At 72.9% G+C, this 18225-nt stretch carries 13 protein-coding genes; 8 read left to right on the top strand and 5 right to left on the bottom strand.

Annotation, left to right across the window (positions count from 1 at the left end; translation table 11 throughout):
* The first annotated feature begins 67 nt into the window (after positions 1-67).
* The 3 genes from ACZ6NZ_RS23175 (at position 68) to ACZ6NZ_RS23165 (ending at position 5867) form a co-directional block, all read left to right on the top strand.
* Entirely contained in the window at positions 68-1093 is a 1026-nt protein-coding gene (locus ACZ6NZ_RS23175) for a sugar kinase (RefSeq protein ID WP_465860090.1), read from the top strand.
* 67 nt (positions 1094-1160) lie between these two features.
* On the top strand, positions 1161-1772 hold the full coding sequence (locus ACZ6NZ_RS23170; protein WP_465860089.1) for a bifunctional 4-hydroxy-2-oxoglutarate aldolase/2-dehydro-3-deoxy-phosphogluconate aldolase: 612 nt from the start codon (positions 1161-1163) through the stop codon (positions 1770-1772).
* Positions 1773-2150: 378 nt separating this feature from the next.
* Entirely contained in the window at positions 2151-5867 is a 3717-nt protein-coding gene (locus ACZ6NZ_RS23165; protein ID WP_465860088.1) for a S8 family serine peptidase, read from the top strand.
* A 56-nt stretch (positions 5868-5923) separates the two neighbouring features.
* Here the strand turns inward: ACZ6NZ_RS23165 and ACZ6NZ_RS23160 are convergent, their stop codons facing one another.
* The 5 genes from ACZ6NZ_RS23160 to ACZ6NZ_RS23140 form a co-directional block, all read right to left on the bottom strand.
* Positions 5924-6481 (bottom strand): GNAT family N-acetyltransferase, encoded by a 558-nt coding sequence (locus tag ACZ6NZ_RS23160; protein ID WP_465860087.1) that lies wholly within the window; start codon positions 6479-6481, stop codon positions 5924-5926.
* On the bottom strand, positions 6471-8594 hold the full coding sequence (locus ACZ6NZ_RS23155; protein WP_465860086.1) for a penicillin acylase family protein: 2124 nt from the start codon (positions 8592-8594) through the stop codon (positions 6471-6473). Before ACZ6NZ_RS23155 ends, ACZ6NZ_RS23160 begins: the two co-directional genes overlap by 11 nt.
* A complete protein-coding gene (locus ACZ6NZ_RS23150; RefSeq protein ID WP_465860085.1) occupies positions 8591-9415 on the bottom strand; it encodes an ABC transporter ATP-binding protein in 825 nt (274 codons plus the stop codon). Before ACZ6NZ_RS23150 ends, ACZ6NZ_RS23155 begins: the two co-directional genes overlap by 4 nt.
* 29 nt (positions 9416-9444) lie before the next feature.
* A complete protein-coding gene (locus tag ACZ6NZ_RS23145; RefSeq protein ID WP_465860084.1) occupies positions 9445-10473 on the bottom strand; it encodes a FecCD family ABC transporter permease in 1029 nt (342 codons plus the stop codon).
* Between the two features lie 157 nt (positions 10474-10630).
* A complete protein-coding gene (locus ACZ6NZ_RS23140) occupies positions 10631-11743 on the bottom strand; it encodes a FecCD family ABC transporter permease (protein ID WP_465860083.1) in 1113 nt (370 codons plus the stop codon).
* A 73-nt stretch (positions 11744-11816) separates the two neighbouring features.
* On the opposite strand from ACZ6NZ_RS23140, the gene ACZ6NZ_RS23135 reads away from it, so the two are divergent.
* From ACZ6NZ_RS23135 to ACZ6NZ_RS23115, 5 genes are all read left to right on the top strand, one after another.
* A complete protein-coding gene (locus ACZ6NZ_RS23135; protein WP_366606605.1) occupies positions 11817-12848 on the top strand; it encodes an ABC transporter substrate-binding protein in 1032 nt (343 codons plus the stop codon).
* 80 nt (positions 12849-12928) lie between these two features.
* A complete protein-coding gene (locus ACZ6NZ_RS23130) occupies positions 12929-14467 on the top strand; it encodes a pyridoxal phosphate-dependent decarboxylase family protein (RefSeq protein WP_465860082.1) in 1539 nt (512 codons plus the stop codon).
* Between the two features lie 35 nt (positions 14468-14502).
* Entirely contained in the window at positions 14503-15780 is a 1278-nt protein-coding gene (locus ACZ6NZ_RS23125; RefSeq protein WP_465860133.1) for a lysine N(6)-hydroxylase/L-ornithine N(5)-oxygenase family protein, read from the top strand.
* Positions 15777-16370, top strand: coding sequence for a GNAT family N-acetyltransferase (locus ACZ6NZ_RS23120; protein WP_465860081.1), 594 nt, complete (start codon positions 15777-15779; stop codon positions 16368-16370). Before ACZ6NZ_RS23125 ends, ACZ6NZ_RS23120 begins: the two co-directional genes overlap by 4 nt.
* Complete coding sequence (locus tag ACZ6NZ_RS23115; protein ID WP_465860080.1) at positions 16367-18214, top strand: IucA/IucC family protein; 1848 nt, start codon at positions 16367-16369, stop codon at positions 18212-18214. Before ACZ6NZ_RS23120 ends, ACZ6NZ_RS23115 begins: the two co-directional genes overlap by 4 nt.
* Positions 18215-18225 lie beyond the last annotated feature (11 nt).

The raw sequence follows: 18225 nt of genomic DNA, 5'->3' as shown, positions 1-18225 counted from the left end.
GCCCGCCCCGCGCGGGCCACCTAGGCTCGGCGACGCCCAGCACCCCCGCCGCGAGGACGTGTGCCCGATGCCGACCACCCCCCGACCTGACCAGCCGAGCGACCCGGCCGGCCTTCCGTCGATCGAGGTGGCAGCGGTGGGGGAGACGATGGTGGTGCTCTGCCCCGCGCCGGGGGAGCCGCTGGAGCACGCCGAGCGGGTCGCCGTCTCCGTCGGTGGGGCCGAGTCCAACGTGGCCGGTTACCTGGCCCGCCTGGGGCACGTGACGACCTGGGTGAGCCGGGTCGGCGACGACCCCTTCGGTCGGGCCGTCGTCCGGCACGTCGCCGCCGCCGGCGTCCGCGTCGACCAGGTCTGCGTGGACCCGGCCGCCCCCACCGGCCTGTACGTCAAGGACCCCGGCCCGGAGGGGACCGCCGTGCACTACTACCGGGCCGGGTCGGCGGCCGCCCGGATGGACCCCGCCACGCTGGCCGACCCGGCGCTGGCCGGTGCCCGGGTGCTGCACCTGTCCGGAATCACCCCGGCGCTCTCGGCGTCCTGCCGGGCGCTTGTCGAGCACGCGGTGACCGACCGGCCGCTGGCACCGGCGTTGGTCAGCTTCGACGTCAACCACCGGGCCCGGCTGTGGTCCGCCGAGCAGGCCGCACCGGTGCTGCGCGACCTCGCCAACCGCTGCGACCTCGTCTTCGTCGGGCAGGACGAGGCGGAGACCCTCTGGGGCACCACCGACCCGACGGCCGTCCGAGAGTTGTTGCCCGATCCGCGGACGGTGGTGGTCAAGGACGGCGCGGTGGGCGCCACCGCACTGGTCCGCGACGCCGAGCCGGTCTTCGTGCCCGCGCCCCGGGTGAGCGTGGTGGAGCCGGTCGGCGCCGGCGACGCGTTCGCCGCCGGTTACCTGGCCGGGCTGCTCCGCGACCTCGACCCGGTGCGGCGGCTGCGCCTCGGCCACCTCGTCGCGGCCCAGGCGTTGACGAGCAGCGGCGACAACGCCCCCGTCCCGCCGTGGGCCTGGTTCGAGAAACTCGTCGACGCCCCCGCCGACGCCTGGTCGCCGCTCGACCTGACCGACCCGGGGGCGACGACCTGAGCCGGGCCGCCGGGTTGCGACCCGACCAGCAGCAACAGTCCCACCGCGACATCGGATGGAGTGCACCATGACCACACCGGACTTCGACCACATCTTCGGCGGCGCCCGGGTGATGGCGATCCTGCGCGGCCTGCCGGTCGCCGAGACCGTTCGGCTCGCCGAGCGTGCCTGGGACCTCGGCATCGACGTGGTGGAGGTTCCGGTGGCCACCGCCGACGCGGTGCCGGCGCTGCAGGCCGCCGTCGAGGCGGGCGCCGAGCGCGACCGGATCGTCGGCGCCGGCACCGTGCTCGACGTCGAACAGGTCGCCGCGGCGGCCGACGCGGGCGCCCAGTTCACCGTCGCGCCCGGCCTGGACCTCGCGGTCGCCGACGCCGCCGCCAAGCGTGGCCTGCCGCACCTTCCCGGGGTGGCCACCCCGACCGAGGCCCAGCAGGCACTGCGGCACGGCCTCACCTGGCTCAAGGCGTTCCCCGCGATCTCCCTCGGGCCGGCCTGGTTCAAAGCCGTCGCCGGTCCGCTGCCGCAGTTGCGCTTCGTCGCCACCGGCGGCCTCGATGCCGGCAACGCCGGCGCGTTCCTGCAAGCAGGCGTACGCGTCGTAGCCGTCGGCTCCGCCCTCTCCGACCCCACCCAGCTAGACGCCCTAGCCACCCTGACCCGCCCCTCCTCCTCCTAACCCCTCCCGCCCCCGCCCTCCCTCGCCCCCGCGCCTCCCTCCCCGCGCCTCCCTCCCGTCCCTCCCTCCCAGCGTCGATCTTGCAGTTGCTGTCGTCGATCCGTCCCGATTCGCGACTTTGGTCCCGACAGAAAGTGCAAGATCGACGGGGCAAGGGGGGTGCGGCAGGGCGGGGTCGGGGCGCGTGTGCGGCAGGGCGGGGTCGGGGCGCGTGCGGGGACAGGGTGCGGGGGGCGGGGGAGCGGGGGGCTCGGGGGTGGCGGGCTGGGGTGGCGGGGTTGCGCCATGGCGTAGGTGCGTCGGGGGGCGGGGCGTGGTTGGGGTGGGATTTGCGTCGATGCTGTGGTGCGTACCACTTCTCGACACAAAGAGGTCATCGTGGCTCTGTCTCATCGGCGCCGCCGATCCGGGCTGATCGCCCTCGGCGCCGCCCTCAGCCTGGCGGCCGGGTTCACCCCACCCGGCGCGGGAGCGTCCGCCGCCCCGCCCCACAAACCCGAGCGCGCGGCGGGCCTTCCTCCGGCTGCGGCCGGGCGCGCGGCCACCGTCACTCTGATCACCGGTGACACGGTCACCGTCACCACCGCGGCGGACGGCAGCACGGTGTCGACGGTGCGGCGGCCGGACGGCAGCACCCCGAGTTTCCACCGCACCGTGCGCGACGGCGACACCTACGTCTACCCGGACGCCGCGCTGTCCTATGTGACGAGCGGCGTGCTGGATCGGCAGCTGTTCAACGTCACCGACCTCATCGCCGACGGTTACGACGACGCGCACACCGACGCGCTTCCGTTGATCGTCACGATGACCGACGCGGCGGCCCGCAACCGCACCCGCCCCACGGTCGAGGGCGCCACGCTGGTCCGCCGGCTGGACAGCGTGCAGGGCGCGGCGTTGACCCGCCAGCGCGCCACCGCCGACCGGTTCTGGTCCGCGCTGACCGCCGGTTCGACGGCCCGTCGTGCGGGTGCCGCCCCGACCCTGGCGAACGGCATCGCCAAGGTCTGGTTGGACGGTCGGGTGCACGCGGACCTGGCCGAGTCCACTGCGCAGGTCGGCGCGCCGAAGCTGTGGGCCGAGGGCAACACCGCTGCCGGTGTCGACGTCGCGGTGCTCGACTCGGGTGCGGACGCCGAACACCCGGATCTCGTCGGTCAGATCGCCGAGTCCAGTAGTTTCGTGCCGAGCGAGCCCGACATCCTCGACTACAAGGGCCACGGCACGCACGTCGCCTCGACCATCGCCGGCACCGGCGCCGCTTCCGGTGGCACCGAGCGGGGCGTCGCACCGGGTGCCCGGCTGCACATCGGAAAGGTGCTCAACAGCGAGGGCAGCGGACAGGACTCGTGGATCATCGCCGGCATGGAGTGGGCGGCCCGTGAGCAGAAGGCCCGCGTTGTCAGCATGAGCCTGGGCGGTGAGGCCACCGACGGCAGCGACCCGATGAGCCAGGCGGTCGACCGACTCAGTGCCGAGACCGGCGCTCTCTTCGTGATCGCGGGCGGCAACAGCGGCCCGGCCAGCATCGGCAGCCCGGGTGCCGCCAACTCCGCGCTCACGGTGGGCGCTGTGGACAACACCGATCACCTCGCCGACTTCTCCAGCCAGGGGCCACGCGCCGGCGACGGCGGGCTCAAGCCCGAGATCACCGCCCCGGGCGTGGACATCCTGGCGGCCCGCTCGCACCTCGTGCGGGGCGGCTCCGGCGACTACACGCTGATGAGCGGCACGTCGATGGCCACCCCGCACGTGGCCGGAACGGCCGCGCTGGTCGCCGCCGCGCACCCGGACTGGACCGGTCAGCGGATCAAGGAAGCGCTGGTCAGCACGGTCAAGGCCACTCCTGAGTACACCCCGTACCAGGCGGGTGCCGGCCGGGTCGACGCGGTCGCCGCCGCGCACGCCACCGTCTTCGCCACCCCGAGCGCCTACTCCGGCTTCCAGGCGTGGCCGCAGCAGCCGGGCACGAGTGTCGACCGTACGGTCACCTACACCAACCTCGGCAGCGCGTCGGTCGACCTGCGGCTGGCCCTCGACGCGGCCACCACGCCGGCCGGACTGTTCGCGCTCACCGCCGACCGGGTGACCGTGCCCGCGGGCGGCACCACCACCGTGACGGTGACCGCGGCGTACGACAAGCTGCCGGTGGAGAAGCAGGTCAGCGGCATGATCGTCGCCACCGACGACACCGGTGCGGTGCGCGGGCGCACCCTGATCGGCGCCGGCAAGGAGGGGCAGCGGCAGAACCTGACGCTGGTCGCCAAGGACCGCGACGGCAAGCCGCTCGTCGGCAAGGTCATCCTCACCGCCGACACCCTCTTCACCGCCGTCGACCTGCCCGAGAGCGGCACCGCCACGCTGCGACTGCCGGTGGGAAGCTGGAACGGTTGGATCTCCGCGGACGTGCGCGGCGTGCACGGACCGCACTCCAAGGGCATGGCGATGCTCAGCTTCACCGACGTGAACCTGGACCGGGACCGCACCGTCACCCTGGACGCGCGCGCTGCCCGACAGGTGCAGGCCCGGGTGCCGCAGGAGGCCACCGCCAGCGCCCTGCGAATGGACATCCACCGGTCCACGAAGAATGGTCTCACCGAGAGTCAGGTGCTGCCCGACGACTCGTACGACAGCATGTGGGCGTTGCCGACCAGCCGTCCGGTGACCGACGGCGAGTTCGAGTTCGGTGCCCGGTGGCGGCTGGAGCAGCCGGCCCTGACCGTCTCGGCGGGCGGTCGCTCGTACGACGATCTGCTGGTGAAGCGGGCGACTCCGGCGCTGCCGGCCGGCCGCCGTCAGCTCGACGCGGTGTACGTCGCCGACGCGTCGGCGGCGGGGCTGGCCAAGCGGCCGGTCCGGGACCGGGCCGTGGTGGTGCGCCGCAGTGACAGTGTGGACATCGCCACCCAGGCGCAGGCCGCTGCGGCGGCCGGGGCGAAGCTGCTGCTCGTCGTGAACGACGGCATCGGTCGGCTCCAGCCGTGGGACGAGTTCGCGTGGGGCCCGGAGAGCCCCGCCCCGGTGACCGTGGCCACGCTCGGTGCCGACGAGGGCAACCAGCTCATCGCCTCCCTGGAGCGCGGTGCGTTGCGCCTCACCGTCGAGTCGCACCCGGAAACCACCTACCTGTACGACGTGGCGCACCACTGGACCGGTACCGTGCCGACCGACCTCACCTACCGGCCCTCGAAGCGGGACCTGGCCCGGGTCGACGTGGAGTTCCGCAACTACCGGCCGGGCAAGGCGTTGGAGTTCCGCACCGACATCTGGCGCGGCTGGGCGTCGAGCAACCAGGAGCCGGCACCGGCGCAGGGCCGCCGCACCGACTGGGTGAGCGCCGACCAGCGGTGGGTCGACGACGCGTTCATCGCCGGCGAGACCGGTCAGCACCTGATGGCGGCGACGACGTACCCGGCCGGCAAGCCGAGCGCCGTCACCTGGTTCGGGCCGATCCAGCGCCCCCGGATGGGCGGGAGCTACACGCCGGTCCGCTACCTGGACACGGTCTACCTGCCCGCGCCCGGTTGGGGGGATGGTGGCGGCCACATCGGTGAGGCGTACGCCAACTACGACATGGTCAACCGGACCACCCTGTACCAGGGCGACAAGGAGCTGAACTGGGGGAACGCCGAGTACCTCCAGGTCTCCGGGCTGGCCGCGCAGCGACTGCCGTACCGGCTCGTGGTGGAGAACGACAGGGCCGCGTGGACCAATCCGTACTCCCGGCAGACCCGCACCGAGTGGGGCTTCCACTCGGCGGCCACGGGGGAGGAGTCGGCCGCGGTGCTGCCGATGATCCAGCTGGACTACCAGGTGGCCATCGACCGGGACGGGAAGGCGTCGCGGCGGGCACCGCTGACCGTTGTCGCCTCGCACCTGCCCGACGTCCCCGGCACCATCGGCGCGGTCACCGTCGAGGTGTCCTACGACGACGGGGCGACCTGGCAGAAGCAGCGGCTGACCCGGCACGGCGACGGCTGGCGCACCTCGCTGGCCGCACCGGCGAAGGCCGGCTTCGTGAGCTTGCGTACCACCGCGCGGGACACCGCCGGCAACACCGTGAGCCAGAACATCACCCGGGCGTTCGGCCTGCGCTGACGCCACAGCCGCCGGTCGGGGTGCCCCGCGCACCCCGACCGGCGGCCGTGCCCGCTTCAGCGCGTGGTCGCCCCACGGTCCAGGAAAAGCAGGCGGGCGCGCTTCTCCGGCAGGTCGATGAGCGGTCCGGGTTGGAACCCGGTGCGCAGGAACCTGTCGATGGCACGATCGTTGCGAGCGTCCGGCTCCATCACCACCCGCCGTCGGGTCGGGTCGGCGAGGACGAAGTCGAGGATCGCGCCGAACAGCGCGCCGGTGAAACCCCGCTCGACCGTGACCGGCGGCCCGATGAGCAGGTGGACACCGACGTCACCGGGGCGTACGTCGTAGCACTCGCCGACCGGGTCGGCCTCGGGCTGGTAGGTCTGCGCCAGCGCGGACGGCACGCCGTCGCGGTGCACCAGGTACGCGTGGTGGGTGCTCAGCGAGTCCAGGTACGCGTAGATCTCGTGCACCCGCTCGCGGCTCGCCTCCCGCATGCCCCAGAAGCGGGCCCGCTCCTGAGTCACCCACCCGTGCAGCAGGTCGACGTCATGGTCCGGTCGCACGGCGCGGATGGTGACCACCCCGAACCCGGTGACCTCACTGCGGTAGTGCTGCTCATCAGTGCTCATCTGGCTCCTCGACGAGCTGGTCCCAGTCCGTGCCGACCGGCAGCAGGTCGCCGGCCAGCCAGGCGTCGCTCTGGTCGTCGTGGTGCGGATCGCCGGGCACCCCGCAGGCGCCCAGGGGGACCACCCAGCGGCTGTCCGAGCGGCGGGCCAGGTCCCAGACGAAGCGCGCCGCCGGCCCTCGGAAGCACCAGTGGGTGACCCCGGGCACGCTGGAGGTGGCCAGCACGCAGTCGTGGTCCCCGTCGAGCCGGGGGCCGGGCCCGGTGTCCGGGCCGGGCAGGGCCCGCCACGCCGCCAGCCGGTGCAGGTCACCCCAGGGCGGCGTCGAGGCCGCCGCGCCGGCGACCTCCTCGGCCGCCGCGCGTACCAGCGCGGCGATGTCCACACCGGGCAGCGGGCTCGCGCCGAGCAGGTGCTCCAGCGCGTGACCGACCCGCGGCGTCAACGCCAGCCAGGGCGCGAACACCTCGGGGTACGCGGGCAGTTCGGCCAACGCGGCCAGCGCCGGGTGGGCGGCGATCCGGCGTACGACAGCCGCCCGCAGCATGGCGTAGGCCGCCGCGTCGGTGCTGTCGGCGGCCATCCGGCGATCCCAGCGCAGCAGTCGTTCCCGCAGCGCGGCGGCGGCCGGACCGAGCCCCGTCGACTCCGCGAGGACCGCCAGCAACGGCCCGGCCGCGCCGAGGTACGTGTCGGTGTGCACCGCTGCCATCTCGTCGGCCGTCCAGACCGGACGGGCGTCGAGCAGCTCGGCGATGCGACGCGCCCGGTGCGGTGGGGCGAACTCCACCCCGAGCGGCGCCGCCAACCCACGCTCGTTGGCCATCACCGCCCGACCGTGCACCTCGGCACGGGGCATCGGCGCGTGCCAGCCCCGCCAGGCGTACGCGGCGTCCCAGCCGGGGACCACCCGCCGGCCGTTCTCCGGGTGCCGGACCGGCACCGCCCCGGCGACCCGGTGCAGCAGCCCTCCGGCGGTGTCGGCGGCCTGCACCACGTTGACCGGTTCCACCCAGTGCCGCAGCGCGTGGTCCACGTCGGCCACGGTGCGGGCGCGCAGCAGCTCCGGCAGCGTCGCGAAGCCGAGGTCACCCCGCACCCGCGGCGGATAGCGCAGGCTGACGGCACTCCCGTCGTCCGGCCCACCGGCGATCACCGGACCACGGTCGGTCTCCACCACCTCGACCTCGACCGGGTCGGCCCCGGCCACCTCGATCATCTCGACGTGGCGGTGCGCCGTGCGCCAGCCGTCCGGGCCGAACGCCTGGACCCGGGGGCCGTCGCGGCGCAGCCGTTCCGCGTACACGTCCTGGTAGTCGGCCATGGCGTTGGTGATCGCCCAGGCCACACCGCCGGTGTGCCCGAAGTGCGCGATGCCCGGCACGCCCGGCACCGCCAACCCGACCACGTCGTACTCCGGGCAGGCCAGCCGGATCTGCTGGTAGACGCCGGGATCCTCGATGAACCGGTGCGGATCGCCGGCCAGCAGCGCGGCCCCGGTGCCGGTGCGCTCGGCGGCCAGCAGCCACCCGTTGCTGCCGGCCACGGCCGGCCCGTCGGTGGCGAAGCTGTCGACCGCGTCCGGTCCGAGCCGCCGCGCCACGTGCTCGCGCCAGAGCTTGCCGGGGAACCCGGCGAACAGGATGTGGTGGCCCAGCCAGACCGCGAGCGGCGTCCACGGCTCCCACCGACCCGGGCTCAGCCCGGTGGCGGCGAACTCCGGTGACCGGGCCGCCCCGGTGTCGAGAGCGGCGTTGACCCCGTCGACGTAGGCGCCCACCCACTCGGCGGTCGCCGGGTCCAGCGAGGCGTGGCAGCGGCGTGCGGTGTCGTCGAGCCGGACCTGCCGGACGAACCGGTCCCAGCCGAGTGCGTCGGGCCCGAGGAACGCCGCGCTCGTGCCCTGTGCGCGGTGCCGCTCCACCTCGATCTGCCAGGCCCGGTCGTACGCCGTCACCCGGCCCTGCGCCACCGCCAGCGCGAGCGGGTCGGCGGCCCGCAGGTGCGGCACTCCCCACGGGTCCCGGAAGCGTTCCGCGTTCGCGCCACCGCTTCGCGGCGGCGCGAACGCTCTGTTGCTGTGCTTGCTGGTTCGCTCGCTCTGCTCGCTCATGCCGGCTCCGGGGCCAGGGTGGTGGCGCGGCGTCGGGCGGCGGGGACGACCAGCGGGGTGCCGGTCTCCGGGTCGTCGATCACCCGGCAGGGGAGCCCGAACACCTCCTCGACCAGCGCGGCGGTGACCACCGACGCCGGCTCCCCGGCGGCCACCACGCGTCCGTCGCGCATGGCGATCAGGTGGGTGGCGTAGCGGGCCGCGTGGTTCAGGTCGTGCAGCACCGCGACAAGGGTGCGGCCCTGTTCCTCGTGCAAGCGGGCGCAGAGGTCCAGGATCTCGATCTGGTGGGCGATGTCGAGATACGTGGTCGGCTCGTCGAGCAGCAGCAGAGGTGTCTGCTGGGCCAGCGCCATGGCTATCCAGACCCTCTGCCGCTGCCCGCCGGACAACTCGTCCACGGCCCGGTCGGCGAGGTCGTCGACCCCGGTCGCGGCCATCGACTCCTCGACCACCCGCTCGTCCTCGCGGGACCACTGCCGCAGCAGCCCCTGATGGGGGTAGCGACCCCGGGCGACCAGTTCGGCGACGCTGATGCCGTCCGGCGCGATCGACGACTGCGGCAGCAGGCCGAGCGTACGGGCCACCGTGCGGGACGGCAGGTCGTGAATGTCCCGTCCGTCCAGCAGCACCGCGCCGGCGCTGGGGCGCAGCATCCGGGACAGGGCGCGCAGCAGCGTCGACTTGCCGCACGCGTTCGGGCCGATGATGACGGTGAAGGACCGGTCGGGCACCGCCACGGTCAGGTTCTCGGCAACGGTGCGCTGGTCGTAGGCGAGGGTCAGCGCGCTGCCGCCGAGTCGGGAATCGCCGGGTCGCATGGGTGCTCCTTCGAGGGCGTCACTGGTGTTCACAGCCGGCCCGCCCGACGTTCCATCGCCAGCAGCCAGACCAGGTAGCCGCCGCCGATCACGCCGGTCACCACGCCGACCGGGAGTTGGTGCCCGGCGAACGCGCGTTGCGCCACCAGGTCGGCCCCGACCAGCAGCGCCGCGCCGACGGCCATCGACGGCAGCAGGTTCGGACCCGGGGCCCGGGTCAGTCGTCTCGCCACGTGCGGGGCGACGAGCGCCACGAAGGACACCGGCCCGGCGGCGGCCGCCGCGAACGAGACCAGCAGCACGGCGGCGGCGAGCAACACCAGGCGCAGCCGGCGTACCGGCACGCCCAGGGCGCTGGCGGCGTCGTCGCCCAACTCCATCATCCGCAGCGCCGGGGCGCAGCCGACGAGCACCAGCGGCGCCACCACGACCAGGACGGCCAGCAGCGGCCCGGCGTTGGCCCAGCCTCGCCCGTCCAGGCTGCCGGTGAGCCAGAGGACCGCGCGGGCGGCCTCCATCAGCGGCGCCCGGGTCAGCAGGTAGCCGTTGACGCCGGTCAGGATCGCGGACACCCCGATGCCCACCAGGATGAGTCGGAAGCCGTGCACCCCGCGCCGCCAGGCGAGCGCGTAGATCACCAGGCCGGTGCCGAGACCACCGACGACCGCCGCGCCGGCCAACGCCAGGCTGCCGCCACCGAGGACGACCACCACCAGCGCCCCGGTCGACGCGCCCTGGGTGAAACCCAGAATGTCCGGGCTGCCCAACGGGTTGCGGACCAGCGACTGGAACACCGTGCCGGCGAGCGCCAACGCCGCCCCGACCAACAGGGCGGTGACCAGCCGGGGCAGGCGCAGCTCGAGCACGATGAACTGCTCCGCCACAGTGCCGCCGCCGGTCAGCGTGCTCAGCACGTCCGCCGGCCCCATCGGGTAGTCACCACTGCCCAGGGCCACCAGACCGAACCCGGCCGCGAGCACCGCCGCGCCGGCCCCGACACCCAACGCGCGGGGCCGAAACCGCAGCGACAACCCCCATGAAGTACGTACGACAGTCACGCCATCGCTCCGCTTCGCTGCGCGCTGGCGCGACGCGCGACAATCCTGCGCCTGCTGGTTCGCTCGCTCCGCTCGCGTCGCACCAACGCTTCGCTTCGCTGCGCGCTGGCGCGACGCGCGACAATCCTGCGCCTGCTGGTTCGCTCGCTCCGCTCGCTCATGGTTTCGCCACCGGTCGGCGGGTGACCAGCCACAGGAAGAGCGGGCCGCCCAGTACGGCGGTCACCATGCCGACCTGGAGTTCTCCGGGGCGGCCCAGCACTCGGCCGAGCACGTCGGCGCCGAGCAGCAACGCCGGTGCGAGCACCGCGCAGTACGGCAGCAGCCAGCGCAGGTCCGGGCCGGTCAGGGCGCGGACCAGGTGTGGCACCAGCAGCCCGACGAAGACGATCGGTCCGCACGCGGCGGTCGCCGCGCCGCAGAGCAGGGTGACGGCGACGATCACGGCGGCGCGGATCAGCGCGGGTCGGGCGCCGAGGGCTCGCGCCGCGTCGTCGCCGAGCGCCAGCGCGTTCAGCGGACGGGCGGCACCGAGCGCGACCAGCAGCCCGACGACGATGAACGGCAGCACCCGGGTCACTGTCGCGGAGTCCGCGCTGGCCAGTGAGCCGACCGTCCAGAAACGCAGCCGCTCCAGCGACGCGGTGTCCAGCAGCATCACCGCGCTCACGTAGGAGTAGAGGGTGGCGTTGAGCGCCGCCCCGGCCAGCGCGAGCCGGGCCGGGGTCGCGCCGCGTCCGCCGCCGACGGTGTAGACGAGCGCGGTCACCGCCGCCGCGCCGAGCAGCGCGAACCAGACGTACCCGCCGACGGCGGTGACGCCCAGGAACGCGGCGGCGGTGGCGACGGCCGCGGACGCGCCGGCGTTGATGCCGAGCAGCCCGGGGTCGGCGAGTGGGTTGCGGGTGAGGGCCTGCATGACAGCGCCCGCCACACCGAGTGCGGTGCCGGCGAGCAGCCCGAGCAGGGTGCGGGGCAGGCGCATCCGGTGCACCACCGCGTACTCGGTGGCGTCGCGGTGCAGCAACCCGGACCAGACGTCGGCGAGCGGCATGGCCTTCGCGCCGACCGCGATGCTGAGCAGCACGATCACCGCGAGCAGTGCCACGGCGGTGACCAGGCCGGCGGCGCGGGCTGCCCGACGGCCACGCCGGCTCGGGGGTGCGGCCGTCGCCCTGGCCGGCACGGTCGGTGCCGGTCGGGTGACGGTGGGTGTGGCGTCCAGTGTGGGCTCCGGGGTGGTGATGACACGGCGTACCGCTGTTGACAATGACCGAGGTTAGGCTAACCTAACCCCGCTGCCCTGGTCGACCCCGGCCAACCCTTGATCGAAAGACAACACCATGCCCGATGCCCTGTCCGCCCGCCGCATCTCCCGTCGTGGCCTGCTGGCCGCTGGTGGCGCCGCCACCCTGGCCACCCTGCTCGCCGCCTGTGGCAAGGACGACGCCGCGAAACCCGCCGCCGGCAACGGAAGTGGCCCCTGGTCGTTCACCGACGACCGCGGCACGAAGGTGGAAGCCGCGGCCCGTCCGACCCGCGTGGTGGCCTTCACCGGAGTGGCGGCGGCCCTGATCGATTTCGGTCTCGACAAGCAGCTCGTGGGCGTCTTCGGTGAGACCAGGCGCGCCGACGGCACGGCCGAGGCGCAGGCCGGCGACCTCGACGTCGAGAGCGTCGAGATCCTCGGCAACGTGTGGGGCGAGTTCAGCCTGGAGAAGTACGCCGCGCTGCGCCCCGAACTGCTGGTCACCCACATGTACGACCCGGACGCGCTCTGGTACGTGCCGGACGAGAGCAAGGCCAAGATCCTCCCGCTGGCGCCCAGCGTGGCGATCACCACCGCCCGGGTGCCGATGACCAAGCCCATCGAGCGGTACGCGGCGCTGGCGGAGTCGCTCGGCGCGGACCTGTCCGCGAAGAAGGTCACCGACGGGAAGGCCCGCTTCGAGGCCGCCGCCGAGGCGGTCCGACAGGCGGTGAAGGCCAACCCCGGGATCACGGTGATGGCCTGCTCCGGCAGCCCCGACCTCTTCTACGTCTCCAACCCGAAGGTCAGCACCGACCTGATGTACTTCGCCGAGTTGGGCGTCGACATCGTGGTCCCCACGAAGCTCGAAGCCGGCGACTACTTCGAGGCGCTGAGCTGGGAGAGCGCTGGGAAGTTCCCGGCCGACCTGATCCTGTTGGACAACCGCGGCACCGCGCTTCAGGCCAAGGACCTCACGGCCAAGCCGACCTGGCAGCAACTGCCGGCGGTAAAGGCCAACCAGGTGAGCCCGTGGGACGCGGTGCCCCGCTTCTCGTACGCCGGCTCCGCACCGCTGCTGGAGAACCTCGCCACCGCCATTCGGAACGCGAAGAAGGTCAGCTGACGAACACCACATCCCCGGGCGCACCGCCGCGCCCGGGGTGGGTTCCGGCTGCCCTCGTCCAGAACGTGGAAGGACTACCAGTGACCGTGCCGACGTACCCCGTCGAGACCATCACGCCGCCACCGGCGTCAACCGCCGCGCGGGCCCAGCTGCTGCACGGCGGCTCGGTCGAACAGTACCGCCGGACGATCGCCGACGGCGTCGACCGGGTCGCCCGTCGGGTTGCCACAGTGGACCGCCCCGGCACCGGAATCACCCCGGCCGAGCTGGCCCCTCTGGTCGACCGGGTGGACCTGGACCGGCCGCTGGGCGACGCCGCCGCCGCCCTCGACGAGCTGGAGAACGTCTACCTGCGCGACGCCGTCTGGTTCCACCACCCCCGCTACCTGGCCCACCTCAACTGCCCGGTGGCCATCCCGGCACTGCTCGGTGAGGCGGTGCTCACCGCCGTGAACTCCTCGCTGGACACCTGGGACCAGAGCGCCGGGGCGACCCTCATCGAGCGCCGGCTGATCGACTGGACGGCCGAGCGGATCGGCCTCGGTCCCCTCGCCGACGGCATCTTCACCAGCGGCGGCAGCCAGTCCAACCTTCAGGCGCTGCTGCTGGCCCGGGAGGAGGCGTGCGCCGACGCCATCGGCCCGGCGGCGCGCGCCGACCTGCTGCCCCGACTGCGCGTACTCACCTCCGCCGCCGGTCACTTCAGCGTGCAGAAGTCGGCAAAGCTGCTCGGCCTCGCCCCGGACGCGGTGATCGCGGTACCCACCGACGCCCGGCGACGGATCCGGCCGGCCGCCGTCCGGGACGAGATCGCCCGGTGCCGGCAGGCCGGGCTGGTGGTGATGGCCGTCGTCGGCACCGCCGGCACCACCGACTTCGGCTCGATCGACCCGCTCACCGACCTGGCCGGGATCTGCGCGGCGGCCGGCGTGTGGCTGCACGTGGATGCCGCGTACGGCTGCGGTCTGCTCGTCTCGCCGACGCGCCGGCACCTGCTCGACGGCATCGAGCGGGCCGACTCGGTGACCGTGGACTTCCACAAGTCGTTCTTCCAGCCGGTCAGCTCCAGCGCGCTGCTGGTCCGCGACCGGCGGACGCTGCGGCACGTCACCTACCACGCCGACTACCTCAACCCGGCGCGGATGGTGGAGCAGCGCATCCCCAACCAGGTCGACAAGAGCTTGCAGACCACCCGCCGTTTCGACGCGCTGAAGCTCTGGCTCACCCTGCGGGTGATGGGCCCGGACGCGCTCGGCGGGCTCTTCGACGAGGTCGTCGACCGGGCCGCCGACGCCTGGCGACTGGTCAGCGAGGACCCGCGCTTCGAGGTGGTGACCCGCTCGGAGTTGAGCACCGTGGTGTTCCGCTACCTGCCCACCGGCCCCGGCCGCGAGTTGGCCGACGCCGCCAACCTGCACGCCCGGGAGGCCCTCGCGGCGTCCGGTCTCGCCGTGGTCGCCGGGACCCGGGTGGACGGCCGGCACTTCCTGAAGTTCACCCTGCTCAACCCGGAAACCACGGTCGACGACGTCGGGTACGTGCTCGACCTGATCGCCACCCACGCCGGTCAGTACGTGCACGACCACGTCGACGCCGGCCTGACCTGCCACGTCGGCTGACGCCGGTGACCTCGAACCCGCGCCTGGAGACCCCGATGTCCACCCACGACTTCATCGCCATCGGGCTGGGCCCGTACAACCTGGGCCTGGCCTGCCTCACCGCGCCGATCGACGAGCTCGACGGGGTGTTTCTGGAGGCCCGGCCGAGCCTCGCCTGGCACCCCGGGATGCTGCTGGAGTCGGCCCGGTTGCAGACCCCGTTCATCGCCGACCTGGTCAGCCTCGCGGACCCGACGTCGCCGTACTCCTTCCTCAACTACCTCAAGGAGATCGGCCGCCTCTACCCGTTCTACATCCGGGAGAGCTTCTACCCGCTGCGCAGCGAGTACGACGCGTACTGCCGGTGGGCGGCGGCGAAACTGCCGAACCTGCGCTTCGGTCAGAGCGTGACAACCGTGGAGTACGACCCCGCCGACGAGCGGTACGTGGTGCGGGCCAGCACGGGCACGGGCGAGACCGTGCAGTACCGGGCCCGGCACCTGGTGCTCGGCACCGGCACCCCGCCGCACCTACCTCCGGCCGTGGCCGACCTGCCGGGCGATGCCGTGCACAACTCCCGCTACCTGGAGCACCGCTCGCTGCTGCGCACGAAGCGCAGCATCACGGTGGTGGGCAGCGGGCAGAGCGCCGCCGAGATCTACCACGACCTGCTCGGTGACATCGACCGGTACGGCTACCAGCTCAACTGGGTGACCCGGTCGCCGCGGTTCTTCCCGCTCGAGTACACGAAGCTGACGTTGGAGATGACCTCACCGGACTACGTGGACTACTTCCACGCGCTGCCCGAGGCGACCCGCTACCGGCTGGAGTCCGAGCAGAAGGGCCTGTTCAAGGGGATCAACGCCGACCTGATCAACGACATCTTCGACCTGCTCTACGCGCAGAGCGTCAACGGGCCGGTGAACACCCGCCTGCTGACCAACACCGAGCTGATCGGCGCCGACCACCAGGACGGGCAGTACACGCTCAGGTTGCGTCAGGTCGAGCAGGAACGCGACTATGCCCTGCGGACCGAGGGTCTGGTGCTGGCCACCGGCTACCACTACCGGGTGCCCGAATTCCTCGCTCCGGTACGGGACCGGATCCGCTGGGACGCGCACGGCCGCTTCGACGTGGCCCGCAACTACAGCATCGACCACACCGGGCGGGGCATCTTCCTGCAGAACGCGGGCACCCACACGCACAGCATCACCTCACCGGACCTGGGCATGGGCGCCTACCGCAATTCCTGGATCATCAGCGAGCTGCTCGGCCGGGAGCACTACCCGATCGAGAAGAGCATCACCTTCCAGGAGTTCGGGGTGTCGTCGTGACCGCCGTCTTCCGCCGGGTCGACGCCCGGCTCGGTGAGTTCGCGCTGCGGCCGCTCGATCCGGACGCCGACGCGGCGCTGCTGCACACCTGGGTGACCCACCCGAAGGCGGCGTTCTGGATGATGCAGGACGCCGACCTGGCCCAGGTCACCGAGGAGTACCAGCGGATCGCCGCGCACCCGCATCACGACGCGTACCTCGGGCTGTGGCGGGGGAGTCCCGCCTTCCTCGCCGAGCGCTACGACCCGGCCCACGTCGAGCTGGTCGGCCTCTACGACCACCGGCCCGGTGACGTGGGCATGCACTTCCTCTGCGCGCCGGTCGACGCGCCCGTGCACGGCTTCACCCGGGCGGTGATCGGCACCGTGATGGCGTGGCTCTTCGACGACCCGACGACCCGACGGGTGGTGGTCGAGCCGGACGTGCGCAACACCGCCGTGCACGCGCTGAACGCCGCCGTCGGCTTCACTGTCGTCGGCCCGATCGCCAAACCCGAGAAGGACGCGCTGCTCAGCGTCTGCACCCGAGCCCAGTTTGAGGCCGCCACCGACCGGGCCGCCGCCGACCGAACCGAAGGAGCCCCGGCGTGACCACCACCGCCGTCCCCACCCACCCGCCCGTCGCCACCGCGTACCCCGCCTCCGGCGACCCGGTCGGGCACCTCACCCCGCAGCGCTGGGCCCGGGCCAACCGGCTTTTGGTTCGCAAGGCGCTCGCCGAGTTCACCCACGAGCGGCTGCTCACCCCGCGGGCCGTAGCCGGCCCCGACGACCGGCGGTGGTACGAGATCGCCAGCGACGACGGCACCGTCACCTACCGGTTCGCGGCGCGGGTGCTCGCCCTGGCGCACTGGCAGATCGACGCGGACAGCATCACCCGACACCGCGACGGCACCTCGCTGACCCCGGACGCGGTGGATTTCATCGTCGAACTGCGCGACACTCTCGGGCTCTCCGCGCGGGTGCTCCCGGTCTACCTGGAGGAGATCACCTCGACATTGGCGGGTACCGCGTACAAGCTGGCCCAGGCCGCGCCGAGCGCCGCCGAGCTGGCCGAGGCGGACTTCCAGACCATCGAGACCTCGATGACCGAGGGCCACCCCTGCTTCGTGGCGAACAACGGCCGGCTCGGCTTCGGCGTCGACGAGTACCACCGGTACGCACCGGAGGCCGCCGCGCCGGTGCGGCTGGAGTGGCTGGCCGCGCACCGGGACCACGCCACGTTCAGCAGCGCCGCCGACCTCGACTACGACACGCTCATCGAGAGCGAGTTGGACGCCGAGACCCGGGCCCGGTTCGCGGCCTCGATGGCCGATCTCGGGCTGGACCTCGCCGACTACCACCTGATCCCGGCGCACCCGTGGCAGTGGTGGAACAAGTTGGCGGTCACCTTCGCCGGTGAGCTGGCCGAGCGACGGCTGGTGCACCTCGGCCCCGGGCCGGACGTGTACCTCGCCCAGCAGTCCATCCGCACCTTCTTCAACGTCAGCGAGCCGGGTCGGCACTACGTCAAGACCGCGCTGTCGGTGCTGAACATGGGCTTCATGCGTGGGTTGTCAGCCGCGTACATGGAGGCCACCCCGGCGATCAACGACTGGCTGGCCGAGCTGATCGCCGCCGACGAGGTGCTGACCGGCACCGGCCTGACCGTCATCCGCGAGCGGGCCGCCGTGGGTTACCGGCACCGGCGGTACGAGGCGGCGACCGAGCGCACCTCCCCGTACCGCAAGATGCTGGCCGCCCTGTGGCGGGAGAGCCCGGTGCCCGAGCTGGCACCGGGGCAGCGACTGTCCACGATGGCCGCGCTGCTGCACGTCGACGACGAGGGCGGCTCACTGGCGGCGGCGCTGATCGCCCGGTCCGGCCTGGCGCCCGAGGTGTGGCTACGCCGCTACCTGGACGCCTACCTGACCCCGCTGCTGCACAGCTTCTACGCCCACGACCTGGCCTTCATGCCGCACGGCGAGAACGTCATCCTGGTCCTCGACGAGCAGGACACCGTCCAGCGGGTGATCTTCAAGGACATCGCCGAGGAGATCGCGGTGATGAGCGACAGGGTGGAGCTGCCGGCGGCGGTGGAGCGGATCCGCGTCGAGGTGCCCGACGACACCAAGCTGCTGAGCATCTTCACCGACGTGGTGGACTGCTTCCTGCGGCACCTCAACGCGGTCCTGGTCGAGGCCGGTGTTCTCGCCGAGGACGACTTCTGGCGCACGGTCGCCGCCTGCGCCACCGACTACTTCGACCGGGTGCCGCACCTGGCCGAGCGGGTCCGCCACTACGACCTGTTCGCCCCGGAGTTCACGCTGTCCTGCCTCAACCGGCTGCAACTGCGCAACAACCAGCAGATGATCGACCTGGCCGACCCGTCGGCGGCGCTCCAGTTCGTCGGCACCCTGATCAACCCGCTGGCCGCCCACGCTCCGGCCCGGTGACCGCGAACGCG

This window comes from Micromonospora sp. NPDC047756, assembly GCF_055587245.1.
The sequence above is the reverse complement of the archived record's forward strand: the minus strand, read 5'-3'. Positions and strand labels throughout refer to the sequence as shown.